At 66.9% G+C, this 17749-nt stretch carries 14 protein-coding genes; 4 read left to right on the plus strand and 10 right to left on the minus strand.

Annotated elements, in window-relative coordinates:
* Positions 1 to 90: 90 nt before the first annotated feature.
* Complete coding sequence (locus tag OHB26_RS15875; RefSeq protein ID WP_330184926.1) at positions 91 to 1695, minus strand: dolichyl-phosphate-mannose--protein mannosyltransferase; 1605 nt, start codon at positions 1693 to 1695, stop codon at positions 91 to 93.
* Positions 1696 to 2226: 531 nt separating this feature from the next.
* Here OHB26_RS15875 and rsmI point away from each other — a divergent pair.
* Complete coding sequence (gene rsmI, locus OHB26_RS15880) at positions 2227 to 3084, plus strand: 16S rRNA (cytidine(1402)-2'-O)-methyltransferase (protein ID WP_330184927.1); 858 nt, start codon at positions 2227 to 2229, stop codon at positions 3082 to 3084.
* A 123-nt stretch (positions 3085 to 3207) separates the two neighbouring features.
* Here the strand turns inward: rsmI and OHB26_RS15885 are convergent, their stop codons facing one another.
* From OHB26_RS15885 to OHB26_RS15915, 7 genes are all read right to left on the minus strand, one after another.
* Positions 3208 to 5340, minus strand: a complete 2133-nt coding sequence (locus OHB26_RS15885; RefSeq protein ID WP_330185662.1) for an MMPL family transporter — start codon at positions 5338 to 5340, stop codon at positions 3208 to 3210.
* A gap of 136 nt (positions 5341 to 5476) precedes the next feature.
* Entirely contained in the window at positions 5477 to 6664 is a 1188-nt protein-coding gene (locus tag OHB26_RS15890; RefSeq protein ID WP_330184928.1) for a peptide synthetase, read from the minus strand.
* 28 nt (positions 6665 to 6692) lie between these two features.
* Positions 6693 to 7751 carry an NAD-dependent epimerase/dehydratase family protein gene (locus OHB26_RS15895; protein ID WP_330184929.1) on the minus strand — a complete coding sequence of 353 codons (1059 nt, stop codon included), beginning with the start codon at positions 7749 to 7751 and terminating at the stop codon, positions 6693 to 6695.
* Complete coding sequence (locus OHB26_RS15900) at positions 7751 to 8026, minus strand: hypothetical protein (RefSeq protein WP_330185663.1); 276 nt, start codon at positions 8024 to 8026, stop codon at positions 7751 to 7753. The genes OHB26_RS15895 and OHB26_RS15900 overlap by 1 nt, the downstream gene beginning before the upstream one ends.
* 5 nt (positions 8027 to 8031) lie before the next feature.
* Positions 8032 to 9945, minus strand: coding sequence for an AMP-binding protein (locus OHB26_RS15905; RefSeq protein ID WP_330184930.1), 1914 nt, complete (start codon positions 9943 to 9945; stop codon positions 8032 to 8034).
* Positions 9942 to 10853, minus strand: a complete 912-nt coding sequence (locus OHB26_RS15910) for a hypothetical protein (RefSeq protein ID WP_330184931.1) — start codon at positions 10851 to 10853, stop codon at positions 9942 to 9944. The genes OHB26_RS15905 and OHB26_RS15910 overlap by 4 nt, the downstream gene beginning before the upstream one ends.
* Position 10854: 1 nt before the next feature.
* Positions 10855 to 11904, minus strand: a complete 1050-nt coding sequence (locus tag OHB26_RS15915; RefSeq protein ID WP_330184932.1) for a 3-oxoacyl-ACP synthase III family protein — start codon at positions 11902 to 11904, stop codon at positions 10855 to 10857.
* A gap of 297 nt (positions 11905 to 12201) precedes the next feature.
* Here OHB26_RS15915 and OHB26_RS15920 point away from each other — a divergent pair, with 297 nt between their 5' ends.
* Positions 12202 to 13131 carry an SMP-30/gluconolactonase/LRE family protein gene (locus OHB26_RS15920; protein WP_330184933.1) on the plus strand — a complete coding sequence of 310 codons (930 nt, stop codon included), beginning with the start codon at positions 12202 to 12204 and terminating at the stop codon, positions 13129 to 13131.
* 6 nt (positions 13132 to 13137) lie between these two features.
* Here the strand turns inward: OHB26_RS15920 and metG are convergent, their stop codons facing one another.
* Complete coding sequence (gene metG / locus OHB26_RS15925; protein WP_330184934.1) at positions 13138 to 14697, minus strand: methionine--tRNA ligase; 1560 nt, start codon at positions 14695 to 14697, stop codon at positions 13138 to 13140.
* A gap of 66 nt (positions 14698 to 14763) precedes the next feature.
* Between metG and OHB26_RS15930 the strand changes: the two genes are divergently transcribed.
* Together OHB26_RS15930 and OHB26_RS15935 are read left to right on the plus strand one after the other, a co-directional pair.
* Complete coding sequence (locus OHB26_RS15930; protein ID WP_330184935.1) at positions 14764 to 15591, plus strand: TatD family hydrolase; 828 nt, start codon at positions 14764 to 14766, stop codon at positions 15589 to 15591.
* A 63-nt stretch (positions 15592 to 15654) separates the two neighbouring features.
* A complete protein-coding gene (locus OHB26_RS15935) occupies positions 15655 to 16782 on the plus strand; it encodes a transglycosylase family protein (RefSeq protein WP_330184936.1) in 1128 nt (375 codons plus the stop codon).
* A gap of 88 nt (positions 16783 to 16870) precedes the next feature.
* Here the strand turns inward: OHB26_RS15935 and OHB26_RS15940 are convergent, their stop codons facing one another.
* Positions 16871 to 17638, minus strand: a complete 768-nt coding sequence (locus OHB26_RS15940) for an SDR family NAD(P)-dependent oxidoreductase (RefSeq protein ID WP_330184937.1) — start codon at positions 17636 to 17638, stop codon at positions 16871 to 16873.
* Positions 17639 to 17749 lie beyond the last annotated feature (111 nt).

The raw sequence follows: 17749 nt of genomic DNA on the forward strand, positions 1-17749 counted from the left end.
CCCGGCTGCGCCCTGAGGGTTCGGCTCCCGCCTCGCCTTCCCTTCGGAGGTTTGGGGGCGTAGCACCCAAGACCTCACGTCAGCGGACCCCTATCTCCAGCTGGGCAACCAGAGGTGGTCGTGCCAACTGCCCGGCGTGATGGGCATCCCCGTCAGAATCGGCCACAGCCAGATGAAGTTGGCGATCACCAAGGCCAGGTAGAGGCAGACCAGCATCAGACCCAGACCCTGGCGTTCGCTCGGCGGCGCGAGATGCTGCCACCCCGGCGCCCCCGATAGTCGCCGCCCGATCGCCGGTGCGTGCCCGAGCACATCGCCGAGCACCAGCGCCACCGCCATCATCAGGAAGGGCGCGAGCGGTACCGCGTAGAAGTAGTACATCTGCCGATCCAACTGCAGGAACCAGGGCAGCAGCCCGGCCCCGTACGCCACCAGCACGGCCGCGTACCGCCAGTCGCGGCGCACGAAGCTGCGCCACAGCGCCCAGCCGAAGACCGGTAGCGCCAGCCACCAGATGGCGGGCGTGCCGATCAGCATGACCGCCTTCACGCACTGGTTCTGTCCGCAATCCCCGGTGCCGCTGTCGGAGTAGTAGTAGAGCATGGGCCGCAACCCCATCGGCCAGGTCCACGGCTTGGATTCCCAGGGATGGTGATTACCGGCCGAATTGGTGAGCCCCTCGTGGAAGGTGAGCACCTCACCGCCGTAATACCAGAGTGAGCGCAGCGCGTCCGGCACCCAGGAGAAGTCGCCCCCGCGCCCGATCCGCACGCCGACCGCGTACCGGTCGTAGCTGGTCTCCGCGGAGAACCAGGCCCAGAAGCTGGCCAGATAGACGAAGACCGGCAGGACGCCAAGTGTCCACGCGGTGGGTCCGAGATCGCGGACCGCGGTGCCCGCCCACGGCCGCCGCACCCGGTATCCGCGCCGCGCGGCGAGGTCGAAGCCGAGGGACAGCGCCGCGAAGGCGACCACGAAATACAGTCCGGACCATTTGGTTCCGCAGGCGAGGCCGAGCAGTATGCCCGCGCCGAACCGCCACCAGCGCACCCCGAAACGTGGCCCGTATTCGCTGTCGTCGAGTCGGCCCTCGGCGGCGACGAGGGCTATGCGTGCCCGCATCTCATCGCGGTCGACAATGAGGCAGCCGAACGCGGCGACCACGAACAGCGCCTGGAAGATATCGAGCATGCCGAGCCGGGACGAGACGAAGGTGAGTCCGTCCGCGATGAGCAGAATGCCCGCGAAGGCCCCGATCAGCGTGGATCTGGCCATACGCCGGGTTATCCGAATCACCAAGAGCACCAGCAGGGTTCCGGAGACGGCGGCCATGAACCGCCACCCCCACGGCCCATAACCGAAGATGGCCTCGCCGATCGCGATCATCTGCTTGCCGATCGGTGGATGCACCACCAGCCCGTAGCCCGGATTGTCCTCGACCCCACCGTTGGTGAGGGCCTGCCAAGCCTGAGGTGCGTAATGCTTCTCGTCGAAGACCGGGGTATGCCCATCGGTCGGGTAGCCGAGCCGAATGAATCGGGTCAACCCGGCCACCAGCGTCAGGAACAGCGTGACCACCCACCCGCGCGCCCAGTCGGTGGGCCCGAAATCCGGTGAGGGCCGCAGGGGCGCGGGACTGGACAGCGCCACCTCCGCCCCCACAGCCGGCGGTCGCGTCTCGGTCACCTGGGTCACGCCCCCGATGTTATGCGGTGCGGCCTCGTACGTCCCGCCCCGGTTGACCGGCGGCCGCCGCGCAGCACGCTCGACCTCCGTCATCCCGCGCATTGCCGGTCCCCGCTGACCCAGATGCCACTGCCCCCTGTCGAGCCGGGGGTTCCCGCTGCCCGTTGTTCCGGGCATCCACTTGGGTGTTGCTACTCCTCGTCGCCTTGGCCGTTGCTGCCGCGCCCACGCGGGTCCTGGCACCCCGACCTGACGTTGCCGCCGTCAGCGTCGCGGTCTCACCGCCTTTGTCATCGCGGTGTTGCCACCTCCGTCAGCCGGGCATGCTTGTGGCCGGGATCCACACCGGCGACGGCCCACCTGATTTCGGTAGACCCCGGTCGAACCCGCGCCGGAGGACGAGCATCGTGGGCGGCGGCGGGATTCGGCGCGCCCGTATGCTGGCACGCGTGCCGGACCGTCCCATGGTGCGGTGGCGACCAGCGTGAAACGTGCGGGGGCCGATGCCGCGGGCGGAGTGTGGCGACGACAAGGAGTGGAATGAGCGGCGAGCCGGGGTCGATCGGACGATTGGTGCTCGCGGCTACGCCGATGGGCGATATCGGGGACGCTTCGCAGCGGTTGCGCGATGCGCTCGGATCGGCCGATATCGTCGCGGCGGAGGACACGCGGCGGACGCGTTCGCTGGCCAAGGCCCTGGAGGTGGAGATCACCGGGCGGGTGGTGAGCTTCTACGATCACGTCGAGACGGCGCGAATTCCCATGCTGCTGGAGGAGATCGAGGGCGGGCGCACGGTACTGCTGGTCACCGATGCCGGTATGCCGTCGGTGAGTGATCCCGGCTATCGCATGGTCGCGGCCTGTGTGGAGCGGGGTCTGCCCATCACCTGTCTGCCCGGACCGTCCGCCGTGACCACCGCGCTGGCACTATCCGGGCTGCCCGTCGAGCGTTTCTGCTTCGACGGTTTCGCCCCGCGCAAATCCGGTCAGCGCAAGGAGTGGTTCCGCACCCTGGCCACCGAACCGCGCGCGGTGGCGTTCTTCGAAGCCCCGCACCGGCTCGCCGACTGTCTGGCCGACGCCGTGGAAATACTCGGCCCTAATCGCCGGGCAGCGGTCTGTCGCGAACTCACCAAGACTTACGAGGAAGTCATCCGAGGCACCCTCGCCGAGGTCGCCGCGTGGGCGGTCGAAGGCGCGCGCGGTGAGATCACCGTGGTTCTCGAAGGCGCGCAGAAGGTTTCGGCGGATCCGGCCGACCTGGTCGACCGCGTGGAGGGCCTGGCCGCCGCGGGCCTCCGCCTCAAGGACGCGTGTGCCGAGGTCGCCTCCACCAGCGGCGTTTCCCGTCGCGAACTCTACGATGCGGTCCTGGCCGCCCGCGCCGCCGACAACTGAACCGTCATCCCGGCGTGTTCGTGGCCGGGAGCCACCCCCTTCGGCCGCGCGCACAGGGCGTATGCCACCGCTCGGAAGATCGGGGGATTCCTTGCACCGCAGCACAATTCGTGTGCGGGGGAGCTATGCGCCGTGCGCGCCCTCGGGGATCTGGACCACCGGCTCGGTGTGGACGGGGGATCGGCGGCGGGGTGTCCACCAGTTGGCAGGGCCCATGAGTTTCACCAGCGCCGGGACCAGCAGCATGCGGACCAGGGTGGCATCGATGATCAAGGCGATCACCATGCCCAAGCCCAGGAAACGCATCGGGGTCAGCGGGGAGAGCGTGAACGCCCCGGTGATCAGCACGAGAAGTGCTGCGGCGGCGGTGATTACGCGTGCCGTCTGCACCGTTCCGGTGCGGACGGACTCCTCGGTATCGGCTCCGGCCTCGTGCGCCTCGACCATGCGGGAGAGCAGGAAGACCTCGTAGTCGGTGGAGAGGCCGAAGACCACCGCGATGATGAGCACCATCATGCTGGCGGAGATCGGGCCTACGCTCACGCTCAAAACGCTTGCCAGATGGCCCTTGTCGAAGATCCAGGTGAGGATGCCGAAAGTGGCGGCCAGGCTGAGGAAGGCCATGAATACCGCTTTGAGCGGGAGCACCACCGAGCGGAAGGCCAGGCCCAGCATGAGCAGGGTGGCCAGCACCATGACGGTGAGCATGAGCGGGAGTTCGCGCAGGACCGCGGTGACGCTGTCGGCGGTGGCGGCGCTCTGCCCGCCCACTTCCAGGCTGAGGCCGTCGAGCCGCAGGTCGCGCAGGTCACGCACAATTTCCTGGGCGGCGGGGGAGCGATCCGGCGCGGTCAACACGGTGTGGATGATGGCGGTGTTGTCCCGGGTGTCCAGTTGCAGGGCCTGTTTGACACCGTGCACCGCGCCGAGTTCCCGCAGTGCGGTGCCGACTTGGGCGGAAGTCGGTGCGCTGCCATCGGATTCGCGAACCAGCACCGTCGCGCCACTGTTGGCTGCGGGGAAGCGTATCGCCAATTCGTCTACGGTCGAACGGATCTCATTGCCCACGGGGAGTGCGGTGTGGTCGATATCGCCGAGCCGCACACCGGTGAGCGGCGCGGCCAGCACCAGCAGCAGTGTGCCCACGGCGATCGCGACCGCACCCGGACGGCGCATGACGGCGGTGACCACGCGGCCCCAGAATCGCTGCGCCCGCGCCTCGGAACGTTCGAAAGCGTTTGCCCGCCAGCTCCATTTGCCGATGCGCGGACCGAGCAGGGTGAGCGCGGCGGGGAGCGCGGTCATCGACAGCAGCGCTGCCAGACCGACCGCCGCGATGGAGCCGAAGCCGAGTGATCGGAGCACGGGCTGCGGGAATACGAAGGTGCCCGCGAACGCGCACATGAGCAATAGCGCGGAGAACAGCACGGTACGTCCGGCGGTGTCGAGCGCGCGGGTGATCGCGGCGGCGGTGGATCGCCCCGCGGCGAGTTCCTCACGGAAGCGGCCGACCACGAAAAGCCCGTAGTCGATGGCCAATCCGAGCCCGAGCAGTGACACCACATTCATGGCGAACACGCTCACCTCGGTGAACCGCGCGATAATGCCGACCGCTCCCAGCGCGCCGACCACCGCGAGGCTGCCGACGAGCACGGGCAGTGACGCGGCCACTACGCCACCGAAGACCAGCACCAGCACGAGAGCGGTGAGCGGTATCGAAATCGACTCGGCCACAACGAGATCGTGCCGCGATTGGGCGCTGATCTCCTGGGCCAGCGCGCTGTACCCGGTGAGTCCGGTCTCGACCCCCGGCACCCGCAATGCCTGCGCCAGCTCGGGATACACGGCGATACGCCGATTGTCATCCCCGGCCGCGAATACCACGGCGACCGCCGACCGGCCGTCCGCCGACCTCAGATACTGCGATCGCGCACTGTTCCAATAACTTTCGACCGGTCGGTCCAGCAACGCCGGATCGATTTTCCCCACGGCCGTCAGCACCTGCGGCCCGATATCGGCCAGCGACCGCCCTTCCGGCGCGGTATAGATCGCGATCACATCCGGGTTCTGCGACCCCAGCTGATCACGCACCCACTGATCGACCGTGCTGGATTCACTCCCCGGATCGGTATACCCGGCCGCACTGACCTTTTCGGCCAGCCCGGTCGCGAACAACCCGCACGCCAGCGCGAACAACACCGCCACCACCAGAACGGTCTTCGGCCGCGCGACGATGATTCGCGCCCAAGCCTTCATCATCGCCCGACCCCGTCCGTGAGCACCGTCGGAAGTCCGGGAGGTTGGGTGGCGGGATTGTCGGCCCCGTCCCGGGCGCAGGACTGCGCCCGGACTCGGTCGTGGGCCCAGCCTCGGGTGCGGGTGGCGGCGGCATTCATCGATCGACCGAATCCGTCCGGGGTAGTTCGCTTTCCAGGGTCTTCACAATGCGATCCAGCAGGGCTTCGAGGCGGTCCGGAATGCCGCGGCCGCTGCGGGCGGAGACCGTGAGTTCGGTGCGGCCGCCGCCTTCGGTGAGGCCCATGAGCAGGGGCATGGCGACGCTGTGCTGGGGCAGGACGCGGATGGAGGTGGGGGTGAAGCCGGGGACCGCGAGTTCGTCGAAGTTGTACCGGCCCATATGGGAGACGGTGGCGGAGGCCAGGTTTCGCCCCAGTCGCGAGCCCGCCCAGTTGAGGGAGCGGAGCAGGACACGGCCGGGCGCCTGCGGGAGGTTGGACATGCGGGCGGCCTGCATCTGGTTGAGTTCGCGGCGCTCCTGGAGGCCGATGCGCTTGTCCGCGTTGAGCTGCTGCCAGTCGACGCCGGGGTGCGCGTCCAGGAAGAGCGGGAGGGCGAGGTTGGCGGTCGAGCGCAGTTCCGGATCGTGGCGGCGCAGGTCCACCGGGATCATGATGCGTGAGAGCGGTCCGCCCTCATCGGCGAGAATGGCGGCGACCCGCACCATGGCGCCGGGTCCGGTGGCATGAATGGTGCGGTGGCGCAGCAGATGTCGCGGCTCACCCGGATCCTGGCGGCCGGGGCCGAGGGCGGAGCGGAAGCGCGGCACCATGAGCGCCGGGCGGCCGGGCGCGCCGACCTTGCGCACCAGCTCCTCATCGGCGATCGGGTCCGCGGCGCCGATCGGCTCCTGCCCGCGCAGTACCCGCAGCACATCGGTGGCCCACATGACCATGCCCATACCGTCCATGACACCGTGGAACACCCGGAAGACCAGGGTGAACGGTGTGGCGGTGAGCATGAGCACCTCGAGGGTGGATTCGGGGGTCGGCCCGATCGGGCTGGTGAGCACCGGATCCGATTCCAGTTCCGGGTAGCGCAGCGCGTGCTCCACCACCCGCACGGCGGGTGCGACCCCGCTGTCCACCCAGTACTTACCGTCACGGACCAGACGAGCACCCGGATTCGCCTCGGCCGCAACGGTTACCGCGCGCCGCAGCTCCTCGGCGTCGATGCTTCCGACGCCCTCGACGGCCAGCTGCATGAGGAACGGCGGAGCCAGATCCCGCATCGGGAAGTACATGAATTCGGTGGGGGAGATGGGTCGGCGGAAGGTGCTCATGCCTGCCTCTTATGCGCGGGGGACTGCGTTATCGCAGGTCTTTGGTCAATTCGACAATGCCGCCCTGGGTTTGCAGCCAGGCCAGGAATTCGATGAGTCCGGTATCGCGTCCGACGACCGGCCGATAGCCGAAATCCCTTGCGGCGGCACCGGTGTCATAGGTAGCGGTGCGGGTCATCAGTGCCACCACATACCGGGACAGCGGCGGTGACCAGCGGGTGGCGATGAACGGAATCCGCCATACGGTGTCGATGACCGCGACCGCGGCGTTCAAGACCCGCTGATTCGGCTGACGGCTGGGTGCGGCGTAACCGAGTCCGGTGGCGACCTCGCCGAGGAAGCCCCACACATCGGTCTGCTCCGCGTCGGCCACGAAATACGCTTTGCCGCCGACCTTTTCGGAGCTTGCGGCCTGTACGCAGGCGTCGGCGATATTCTCCACGTGGCAGAGCGAGGCGTACACCTGTTTGCCGAACGACAGATCCGGCAGGGTGCCCGCCGCGGCCCGGCTCAACAGCCGTACGATCGGCCCGGAGCGGTCGCCCGCACCCCAGATGGCCCGGGGCCGCAGCGCACACGTGCTGAACCCGGCACCGTTCGCGGCCAGTACGGCGCGTTCGGCGGCGGCCTTGGTCTCGGAGTACAGGTTCAGGTACCGGCGCGGGTACGGCACCGATTCGTCGATCTCGATCTGATCGCCGCCGTCGCGGTCCATGAGCGCGCTGGGGCTGGAGATGAAGACGAACCGCTGTGCGCCGTTGCGCCGCGCCGACCGCAGCAGACGCTCTGTGGCGGTGAGGTTCTCGGCTACGAACTGGTCGCGCGTGCCTCGCTCGTCGACCCGGGCGGCGCTGTGGAAGACCACATCGATGCCCTTGGTGGCGCGCTCCAGGGAGACCCGATCGGTGAGGTCGCCGTGCAGCACCTCGACCTGGTCGATGACGTCGGCCAGATCGCGCAGATTACTGGTGGGGCGCACCAGAATCGCGACGTCATAGCCGCCCTCGCGGACCAGGCGGCGCGCGATGGCGCCGCCCAGGAAGCCGGACGCGCCGGTGACCAGCGCCTTCTTCATGCCTTCGGTCATCAGGCCGCCTCCTGCGTCTTCCACCAGGTGGCGCCGAAAACCTGGGTCAGCACGGCGGTTTCGACCGGGGAGCGGTCACTGGACTCGGCTGCGCGCAGTGCGGCCGGGATCTGCGCCGCGTGCACCACGATGCTCAGGAAGGCGTCGATCCACCAGATGGCCCGCAGGATGCGATTGTGCGGCGCGCGGTCCACCAGGGCGGCCAGCAGTCCGACGACCAGGTACAGCCAGCCGAGAATCGGAATCGACCGCAGGGCAGCGGTTTTCAACGACATATCGTTCACTTGTCCTCTCCGAGCCGCTGTGCCGCCCAGACGGCGAGCTGCTCGCGGCCGATCTTGGCATTGTGCCGAATGTCGACGGGGAACTTCGGATGGAACAGGAAGGTCGAGACCGTCGAGGTGACCTCGAATTCGACCGCCCGGCTGCGCAACTGCGCCGCCAGCAGCACTGTGTCGGTTCCGGGTTCGGCTTCCACGCAGAGCACCGGTTGCTGCGCCCCGCGGTCACCGACGCCGACGAGGGCGGTGCGGACCACCCCGGGCAGGGTATTGAAGACCTGCTCGACCTGCACCGAGAACATGGGACCGTCCGCGGTGTGCACGCGCTGACTCTTGCGCCCGCAGAACCAGATTCGACCCTGTTCGTCGATCCAGGCCAGATCGCCGGTGCGATGCCAGACGGTGTCGCCGTCGGCGATCTTGCCCGCCAGATTGGCTTCGCGCGGCCAGTAGTAGCGGGTGCTCACATTCGGCCCCGCGACCACCAGCTCACCGATACCGCGCGTGCTCACCAGTTCCGCTTCGCGCGCCTGCGCGTCGTGCCAGGTCGGCAGCGGGTCATCGGTAATGGCGACGAGCCGGGCGCGCACATTCTCGGCCGGGCGTCCGATACAGGTGCCCTCACCGTGATGCGCCCGCTCCACGAGTCCGCCCAGCAGCTCCCGGGATTCGATGGTCGACATGGGCAGCGCCTCGGTCGACCCGTACCCCGCGTGCACCTCGGCGTCGGCGGCGAGCACCTCGCGCAGACCGGCGATACACCAGTCCGGCACCGGTGCGCCGCCGGAGTAAATGCTGTGCAGCGTAGGAACTTTCGTCCCGGTCTGCTCCAGATGCCGTAGTAGCGGGATCAATACGGCGGGTGAGGCGAACATGGTCCGCACCCCGAATCGATTCACCGCATCGGCGACGAAGGCCGGATCGGTGGAGCCGACCTGGCTGGGCACCAGCGGCGGCAGTACGCAGCGCGCCCCGAGCAGCATGTCCAGAATCCCGACCAGCGGCAGGGTGATCAGCGAGGTGTCGGGAGCGATCCGTCCCCGGGCCGCATCCACCTGATCGACCATGGACGACAGATTTCCGTGCGTCATCTCCACGGCCTTGGCCGGACCGGTGCTACCCGTGGTGTACGCGATCAGCAGCAGCTCATCCGCGGGTGCGGGCACCCGATCGGCCAGCAACGCCGAATCGTCAACGGCGACAGCAGATCCCCCGGCGACCTGCTCACACCGCCCGCGCGCGCCGACCACGGTATCCCGCAGTGAACGCAACCGCGAACTCACGATCGGCCGCATCCGCTCGGCCGTGGCAACGGCCTTCGCCGCCGAGACGCCGCCCTTGGACCGCGAATTCTCCAGTGCGGCAATCAATTCGTTCAGTCGCGCGCTCGCACCGTGTGCGGCGTTGCCGACCGGCCGGGCCGCCGCGGCCGGGGTGCCCCAGCTCTGCAGCGTCTGTCCGCCCCAGAGCCAGCGCGGCCCCACGGTGATCTTCACGCGCACATCGCGGAAGTACTGGCGGAACAACACCCGTGCGGCATGCGCCTGCGGAATGCCGATGAACGCCTGGGCGTCGGCCGCGCGCAGGCAGTTGAGCATCTTGCGCAGTCCCATACCGGGGTCGATGACGACCGGCACCGCTCCGATCTTCAAGAGCCCCAGCATGATCGCGTACAGCTCCGGGCTGGGAAGCACCAGCACGATGGTGCGGGTGCCGCGGCCGACACCGGCCGCGGCGAGATGCGCGGCAATGGTGTCGGACCAGGCGTCGAGCTCCCGGTAGGTCAGATGCCGATACTCCGGGAGCCCGGCGTCGGTCTGCCCGTGCGGGAAGATGACGGCCTCCCGATCGGGCTGGTCGGCCACGACCGCGCGGAAGCGGTCGATGGCCTGCCAGTAGGTAGCGGTCCTCACGCCGCGGCTCCGACGGCGGCGGGGAGCCGGTAGAGGACCGCGGCGGCCGAGGGACCGGCGCCGGCGGCGACGAACAGCACATGCGTGAAGGCGTCCAGCGCCCGATTCGCCACGGCCGCGTCATAGGCGAGCGGCAACGCCGCGGTATGCGGATCACCCTGCGACAGATCGGGGGTGAAGACCGCGTTGGGCGCGATGCCCAGGGCGGCGGCGAGCTGTTCCGGGAACTCCGCGGACGGGGTGGAGGCGATGAGCGCGGTGGTGGCCTGCTCGGGATCGGCCTCCGAGAGCGCCATCCGGGCGGCATCGGCGGCGAGTTCGAGCAGTCGCTGCTCGGCATCGGGTTCGCGAATGACGGTCATGAGCTCGCGACCGCGCGTGCCCATCGTCGCGACATCCACATACGATTCGATGCCGGGGGTGCCGCCGCCGGAGACGGTGTGCACTCGGCCGAAGCCCTCATCCTCGTCCGTGTGCTCCAGCAGCAGCGCGGCACCCGAAGTGGCATAGGGGAATTCGGCATCGGCGGTGCCGCGCTTCAGTGACGGGTGGGTGTCACCGGAGACGATGACCACATGCTCGGCGCTGCCGGTCACGAGGACGGACTGTGCCACCTGCACCGCGTTCAGCACGCCTACCGCGGCGTTCATCAGGTCGAAGGAGAACGATCGCGGATCCTCCTTGGTGTAGTCCAGACCGATCCCGGCTTCCTTCTGGATCAGTGCCGACACCGCGGGTTCCACGGTATTGGAGTCGCGGAAGATGCCCGCGTTGATGAGCACACCGACCTGATCGGGTCGCACCTGCGCCCGCTCCATGGCGTGCCGCGCGGCCGCGCCGCTGAGCTCGACAATGCTGAAAGTGTCTCCGGCCCGGCTGATTCCGGTGGATTTGATACGCACGCCCATGTCAGACCTTCAGGGATGAAATCGTGGTGGACAGGAAGCCCCCGACGACGCCCGAGGCGGCCGGGACCATCAGGACCTTGGATCCCGATGCGATGTTCTGCTGGCTGAGCTGATCGTGCAGCACGATGAAATGTGAAGTGGTGGAAGTATTTCCGTACTTCTCGATGACATTCAGGTCCGGCGGCATAGGGCTGCCGAACTCGCGTGCGGCAATGGCGTTCATGAACGGAATCGCGCCCGCGCCGAACTGGTGATGAATGATGTAGTCGAAGCCCTCGTCCTCGAACGTGATGCCGCGATCGGCCATGAAGTTGCCCTGGGTGTCGGTCCAGAGCAGGAAGCGGGACTCGTTGTGCATCTTGCGGTTGTCGGTGTACAGCGATACGCCCTGTGACTTCTCACTGGGCATGCCCAGGCACAGGTGCGAGAACTCCGACGCGGTGACCAGTTCGATGTAGTGGATCCGGTCGTCCTCATCGACGGATTCATCGAGAATCACGGCCGCGCCGGAATCGCCCACGGTGAGCGACGCGAATTGCAGATCGTATTTCTCGGTGATCTCGTTCACCGCGGTTTCGGCAATGGGAGTAATGGCTTCGCCGCTGACCACCATGCCGCGCTTCACAGCGCCCGATCGAATCATTCGATCGAGAATGTATGTGCCGGTCATCATTCCGGCGCAGGCATTGGAGAGATCGAAGGAAATGGTGTCCGGCCGCGCGCCGAGTTCACGCGCGAGGGAGCCCGCGAAAGAGGGCTCCATATACATCCGGCTGCCCTTGCTGCGCGTGATCGAGGTGGAGATGATCACATCGAGATCCGAGGCCGCATACTGTGACCTGGACAGACAGTCCTGCGCCGCGTTCATTGCGAGAATGTATGAATCTTCAGGGTTTTCGGTGGCAGTGTCGCGGAAGCGTCGTTCCTTGACGCCCGTGATTTTTTCGAGATCGAATCCCGGAGTCTCCTTCAATTGCGCGAGGAGCTCTTCGGTGGTGACGCGTTTGGATGGCAGATAGGCGCCTATCGACTCGAATCGAGAATGCGGCACGGGGACTCCTGAAAGTACGATGAAATGCAATCTGAATCGGTGACGGGCCTGACGCTACCCGACGGTAACTAGTGCGGCGACCGGACCGGGTCCCGGAAAACTGTCTGAGACATGGTGTTCGGCAAAGGTTTTCGCCGGTGAGAGCATCGTCCTATGAATGATCGCGAATCCGGGCTGTGAGGGACTTCACGCCGGGTGCTGCGACGCCGTGATGTAACCCGAAGTAACACATATTTCCAGATGAAACTGTCTGAGCGACAGTGGATTTCGTGGGGGGACTACCGCTAGGTTAGCCCCATGCGCATAAGGAAAGCCCTGGTCGGCGGTCTCGCTACCGCACAACTCGGTGCCGGGGCGGTCCTCGGTGTGCCCGGAATGGCAACCGCCGCACCGGATTCCACGTCCTGTGGCAACTGGGCGAAGGCCGCCGTCGCCTCCGGCTTCGGCAGTCTGGAGAACCTCGCCTTCGACGGCCGCGGCGGTCTGCTGCTGTCCGAGATCTCGCTCACCGGCAGCGGTGGTGGTCTGCGACGGCTCGCCGCCGACGGCGCGCGCGAGCTCGCCGCGCCGGTGGAATCACCCGGTGGAATCGTCATCAACGGCAGTAACGCGTATGTGAACTCCGGTAATACATTCGCCAGCGGCGTTTCGAACTCTCCGGACGGCAAGATTGTCTCGGTCGATCTGGCCACCGGCGCGATGACGACCGTCGTTTCCGGTCTGCATATGCCCAATGGTCTGGCGCAGCTGCCCGACGGCGGCTTCGTGGTCAGCCGCGACCTCGGCCCCGATGCGGTGCTCACCCGGGTAGCGGCCGACGGCTCCGGTGCGCATTCCCTCGCTCCGGAATTCACTCTCACCAATGGGGTCGCCTATGACCCCGCGCGACGAAAACTATTCGTCTCCACCACTTTTGACGCCACCACGACAATCGGGGCGATCGATATCGATCACCCCGATGCCGCACCGCAGCGCATTACCCTGCCCGGTTTCGGTCCGCTCAATTCCGCGGACGATCTGACCGTCGGCCCGGATGGCGCGGTCTACGTCGCGCTCAATGCCGCCGGTCGCGTGGTTCGGGTCGAGCCGGATACCGGCGCCTGGTGCACCATTGCCGACGGTCTGCCGTTCGTGACCTCGGTGCGTTTCGGCGCCGGACCCGGCTGGGATCCGAATTCCCTGTACGCCACCGGCTTTCTCGGCACGGTGACGCGTCTGACGCGATAGCACCCGCTAAGCCTTGGGCTCCACGTACTTCGGGAATACGACCTCGGGCTCGGGCAGTGCGGTGCCCGGGGCGATCGGGGTGGCGATGGCGGCGAAGTCGCGATCGGTCTGGCCCAGCAGGTCCAGGATCTTGGCGGCGGAGCCCGGGATGACCGGCTGCACGAGCAGCGTCACGATCCGCACGACCTCCATGGTCACGTAGAGGATGGTGCCCTCACGGGCCACATCCTCGGGCGTGCCCGACTTCGCCAGGGTCCACGGCGCCTGCGCCGAGAAGTAGCGGTTCGCCTCGCGCAGCGTGTTCCAGAGGTGCTCGAGGCCCAAATGGATTTGCTGCTGGTCGAATTCGGCGCGGACCTGCTCGGGGAGCGCGCGGGCGAGCTCCAGCATGGCCTTGTCCTCGTCGGTGAAGTCACCGGGCGTCGGGACCGTGCTGCCGAAATCGCGCGCGACCATCTTCAGGCAGCGCTGTGCGAGATTGCCGTACTCGTTGGCCAGATCGGTATTGATCCGGCTGACGATGCCCTCGTGGCTGTATGCCCCGTCCTGCCCGTAGGAGATCTCCCGCAGCAGGAAGAACCGCACCGCGTCGAGTCCGTAGGTGTCCACCAGTTCGGTCGGCGACACCACATTGCCGGTCGACTTGGACATCTTCTCGCCCTTGTTGAACACGAAGCCGTGCGCGAAAACCCGCTTGGGCAGCTCGATTCCGGCGGACATCAGGAACGCGGGCCAGTACACCGCGTGGAAGCGCGTGATGTCCTTGCCGATGATGTGCACGTCGGCGGGCCAGAACTTCTGGAAGGCGGCCGAATCGGTATTCGGGAAGCCCACACCGGTGAGGTAGTTGGTGAGCGCGTCCACCCACACGTACATGACATGGGCGGGATCGCCCGGCACCGGAACGCCCCAGTCGAAGGTGGTGCGGGAGATGGACAGATCCTTCAGCCCGGCCTTGACGTACGAGACGATCTCATTGCGCCGGGTCGCCGGGGCCATGAATTCCGGCTTGCTCTCATACAGGTCGAGCAGCTTGTCCTGGTACTTGGACAGCCGGAAGAAGTAGTTGGACTCCTCGGTCCACTCGACCGGGGTCTTGGTATCGGTGGAGACGCGAGTGCCGTCCTCGAGGACCGTGGTCTCGTCCTCGTTGTAGAACGCCTCGTCGCGCACCGAGTACCACCCGGCGTAGGTGTCCAGGTAGATGTCGTCATTGGCTGCCATCCGCTCCCAGATGGCGATGGACGCGGCGTGATGATCCGCATCGGTGGTCCGGATGAACCGGTCGAAGGAGACGTCGAGGGCCTTGTCCATGGTCTCGAACACGTCCGAGTTGCGGGCCGCGTACTCGGCCTCGGGCTCCCCGGCGGCCTTGGCGGCCTGCTGCACCTTCTGGCCGTGCTCATCGGTGCCCGTCATGAAGAACACGTCGAATCCGTCGAGCCGCTTGAAGCGGGCCAGCGCATCGGTGGAGATGTACTCGTAGGCGTGCCCGATGTGCGGGACACCATTCGGGTACGCGATGGCCGTGGTGACATAGAAGGCGGGGCGGTCGGATGCGCTCATGGTGTGTCTACTCTATCTGCGTGCCTGAACAAGCTCGCGTGAATATCCCCGTGGCAGTGCTCGCTCATGGGTAGCCGCCGACCCGCGCCCGAACCGCCGGAGCCGCTGTTCCCGCTCATCGACGCGCACACCCATCTGGACGCGTGCGGTGCCACCGACGCGGAATCGGTTGCCGCCATTGTGGATCGGGCCGCCGCGGTGGGCGTGCGCGAGGTGGTGACGGTCGCCGACGATCTGGCCGCCGCGCGCTTCGCCGTGCGGGCCGCGAACTGGGATCACCGGGTGTACGCGGCGGTCGCGCTGCATCCGACGCGTGCCAATGCCCTCGACGATGCCGCCAAGGCCGAGTTGGAGCAGCTCGCCGCGGACCCGCGCGTGGTCGCGGTCGGCGAGACCGGACTCGACTACTACTGGCCCGGCAAACTCGATGGCTGCGCCGATATCGAGGAGCAGGTGGAGGGTTTCCGCTGGCATATCGATCTGGCGAAGCGGCTCGGCAAACCGCTCATGATCCACAATCGCGAGGCCGATCACGATCTGCTGGCCGTGCTGCTGGACGAGGGCGCACCGGAGACCGTGATCTTCCACTGCTTCTCCTCCGACGCCAATATGGCGCAGGCGTGCGTGGACGAGGGCTATGTGCTGAGTTTCTCCGGAACCGTGAGCTTCAAGAATGCCCATGAATTGCGTGAGGCCGCGAAACTCGTTCCGCAGGATCAGATTCTGGTCGAGACCGACGCACCGTTCCTCACACCGCATCCGTTCCGAGGTGCGCCGAACGAGTCCTACATGCTGCCTTACACTTTGCGAGCATTGGCCGATCTCCGGGAAACGGATCCGGTGACCCTGGCCAAGATCACCACGGCGAATGCGCGGCGCGTCTACGGAATTTGATGCGTAGCGGTTGTCATTCCCAGACCCCCTCGTTATCGTACTGTGACCATGCCGGGATATCCGATGAAAGCCATGACGAAGATCAACTCGTCGCGGTCGCCGCTGCTGTACGGCGCCATCGCGGCGATGCTCGTCACGCTCATTGTCGGCGCGGGCCTGGCGATTATGAACAAGAAGACCATCACCGTCGTGGTCGACGGCCAGAAGATGGTGCGCGACAGCATGTATCTGGATGTGCGCGGCGTGCTCAAGGACGCCGGGTTCACCATCGGCTCCCGCGATGACGTATCCCCTTCGCCCAGTTCACGAATCAGCGACGGCGCCACCATCACGCTGAATCGCGCGCGTGAGGTCTCGCTGGTGGTGGACGGATCACCGTCCAAGGCGTGGACCACGGCGCTGACCGTGGCCGAAGCCCTGGTGAAACTGAATCTGCCGAGCGATGTGTATACCTCGCCCGCGCGGCCCTCCCCGCTCCCACTCGAGGGCGCGACGCTGCTCATCACCAATCCGCGCACCGTTGAGCTCGCCGACAACGGCGGCGCGCCCGCACTGGTCCGGTTGGCCGCGCCGACGGTCGGGGAACTGCTACAGGTGCAGGGTCGCCCGCTGATCAATCAGGACACCGTGGAACCGGCCGCCGGAACCCCGTTGCGCGACGGTATGAAGATCGTCGTCACCCGCAAGATCGTCGAGCAGCGCACCGAGCGGATACCGCTGGATCCGCCGGAGAACATCATCGAGGACACCTCGCTCAATATGAGCCGGACCATTGTCGAGAACCCCGGTGTCCCGGGCACCCAGGATGTCACCTACGCGGTGTCGATCGTCAATGGTCGAGAGGCGGGCAAGGATCCGATCCACTCGACCGTCATCGTGCCCGCCGCACCCAAAACCGTCCGCAAGGGTGCCAAGCCCGGAACCGAAGTGCCCCCGGTCAAGGACGGCAGTACCTGGGACGCGCTCGCCAAATGCGAATCCGGCGGTAACTGGGCCATCAATACCGGCAACGGTTACTACGGCGGCATCCAATTCGACGCCGGCACCTGGGAGCGCCAGGGCGGCACCCGCTATGCCCCGCGCGCGGACCTGGCCACCCGCGAGGAGCAGATCGCCATCGCCGAGGTGACCCGCGCCCGCCAGGGCTGGGGCGCCTGGCCCGCCTGCACCAGCCGCCTGGGCATCGGCTGAAGAACGAGCACCCGGTGTGGTGATCGCGTACCCCATGCGGATGGGTGCGCGATTTCCAGACCGGGTGCGCGACAGGTCTTTTCGGGACCTACATGAGGGCTCCGCCGTCGACGCGGAGTTCGGTGCCGGTCATATAGCGGCCGTCGTCGGAGGCGGCCATGGCGACCACGCCCGCGATGTCCTCCGGCTTACCGAGCGCACCGCCGTCGATCCAGCCGGGCAGCCGGGCCATCAGTGACCAGTCGGCATCGGCGGGCAGCGACAGGCCCGAGGTAATGCCCGTGCTGATACCGCCGGGCACGATATTCACCGCGCGCAGACCCTTTTTCACGTATTCCAGGGCGATGGAGTGGGTGAGCGCGTTGACCCCGGCCTTGGACGCGGCATAGGCGGCCATGTAGGGGTTGGAGCCGAACGCGGCGGTGGAGGAGAAGTTCACGATGACGCCGCCGTGCGTGGATTCGATCAGCTGTGGAACGGCGGACTGGATCATCAGGAAGGTGCCGGTGAGGTTCACCGCGAGCACCTCGTTCCAGGTCTCCAGGGGCATCTCGTGGGTGTGCCCGGCACGCATGATGCCCGCGGCGTTCACGAGAACGTCCAGGCCGCCGAGGGTTTCGAAGGCTTGGGCGCTGACGGTGCGCACCGAGTCCTGGTCGGCCACATTCAGGACCATGGTGTGCAGTCGGTCCCGCTGGTCGGCGGGTGCGGCTTCGCGGGTGGCGGCCAGGCCGGTTTCGCTGATATCCGCGGCGACCAGTTGGGCTCCTTCGGCGAGCAGGCGCAGGGCAATGCCCTGGCCGATTCCGGAGCCCGCTCCGGTGACGATTACGCGGCGTCCGTCGTATCTCAACATGGCGAGAAATTAGAACAAGTTTCACTGGGCGTCAATGGTCGGACGAAATCGGATTACGGCAAAACGGTCACAGAGTTTTCTCATACTGGACGGTCGTCCGAATAGCTAAGC

It is taken from the genome of Nocardia sp. NBC_01503, assembly GCF_036327755.1.
GTDB lineage: Bacteria > Actinomycetota > Actinomycetes > Mycobacteriales > Mycobacteriaceae > Nocardia.

Excerpts from the sequence above, each read along its gene's own strand:
- rsmI (WP_330184927.1), top strand. The coding sequence starts at position 2,227 with ATGAGCGGCGAGCCGGGGTCGATCGGACGATTGGTGCTCGCGGCTACG.
- OHB26_RS15885 (WP_330185662.1), bottom strand. The coding sequence starts at position 5,340 with ATGAAGGCTTGGGCGCGAATCATCGTCGCGCGGCCGAAGACCGTTCTG.
- OHB26_RS15890 (WP_330184928.1), bottom strand. The coding sequence starts at position 6,664 with ATGAGCACCTTCCGCCGACCCATCTCCCCCACCGAATTCATGTACTTC.
- OHB26_RS15895 (WP_330184929.1), bottom strand. The coding sequence starts at position 7,751 with ATGACCGAAGGCATGAAGAAGGCGCTGGTCACCGGCGCGTCCGGCTTC.
- OHB26_RS15900 (WP_330185663.1), bottom strand. The coding sequence starts at position 8,026 with ATGTCGTTGAAAACCGCTGCCCTGCGGTCGATTCCGATTCTCGGCTGG.
- OHB26_RS15910 (WP_330184931.1), bottom strand. The coding sequence starts at position 10,853 with ATGGGCGTGCGTATCAAATCCACCGGAATCAGCCGGGCCGGAGACACT.
- OHB26_RS15920 (WP_330184933.1), top strand. The coding sequence starts at position 12,202 with ATGCGCATAAGGAAAGCCCTGGTCGGCGGTCTCGCTACCGCACAACTC.
- metG (WP_330184934.1), bottom strand. The coding sequence starts at position 14,697 with ATGAGCGCATCCGACCGCCCCGCCTTCTATGTCACCACGGCCATCGCG.
- OHB26_RS15930 (WP_330184935.1), top strand. The coding sequence starts at position 14,764 with ATGGGTAGCCGCCGACCCGCGCCCGAACCGCCGGAGCCGCTGTTCCCG.
- OHB26_RS15935 (WP_330184936.1), top strand. The coding sequence starts at position 15,655 with ATGAAAGCCATGACGAAGATCAACTCGTCGCGGTCGCCGCTGCTGTAC.
- OHB26_RS15940 (WP_330184937.1), bottom strand. The coding sequence starts at position 17,638 with ATGTTGAGATACGACGGACGCCGCGTAATCGTCACCGGAGCGGGCTCC.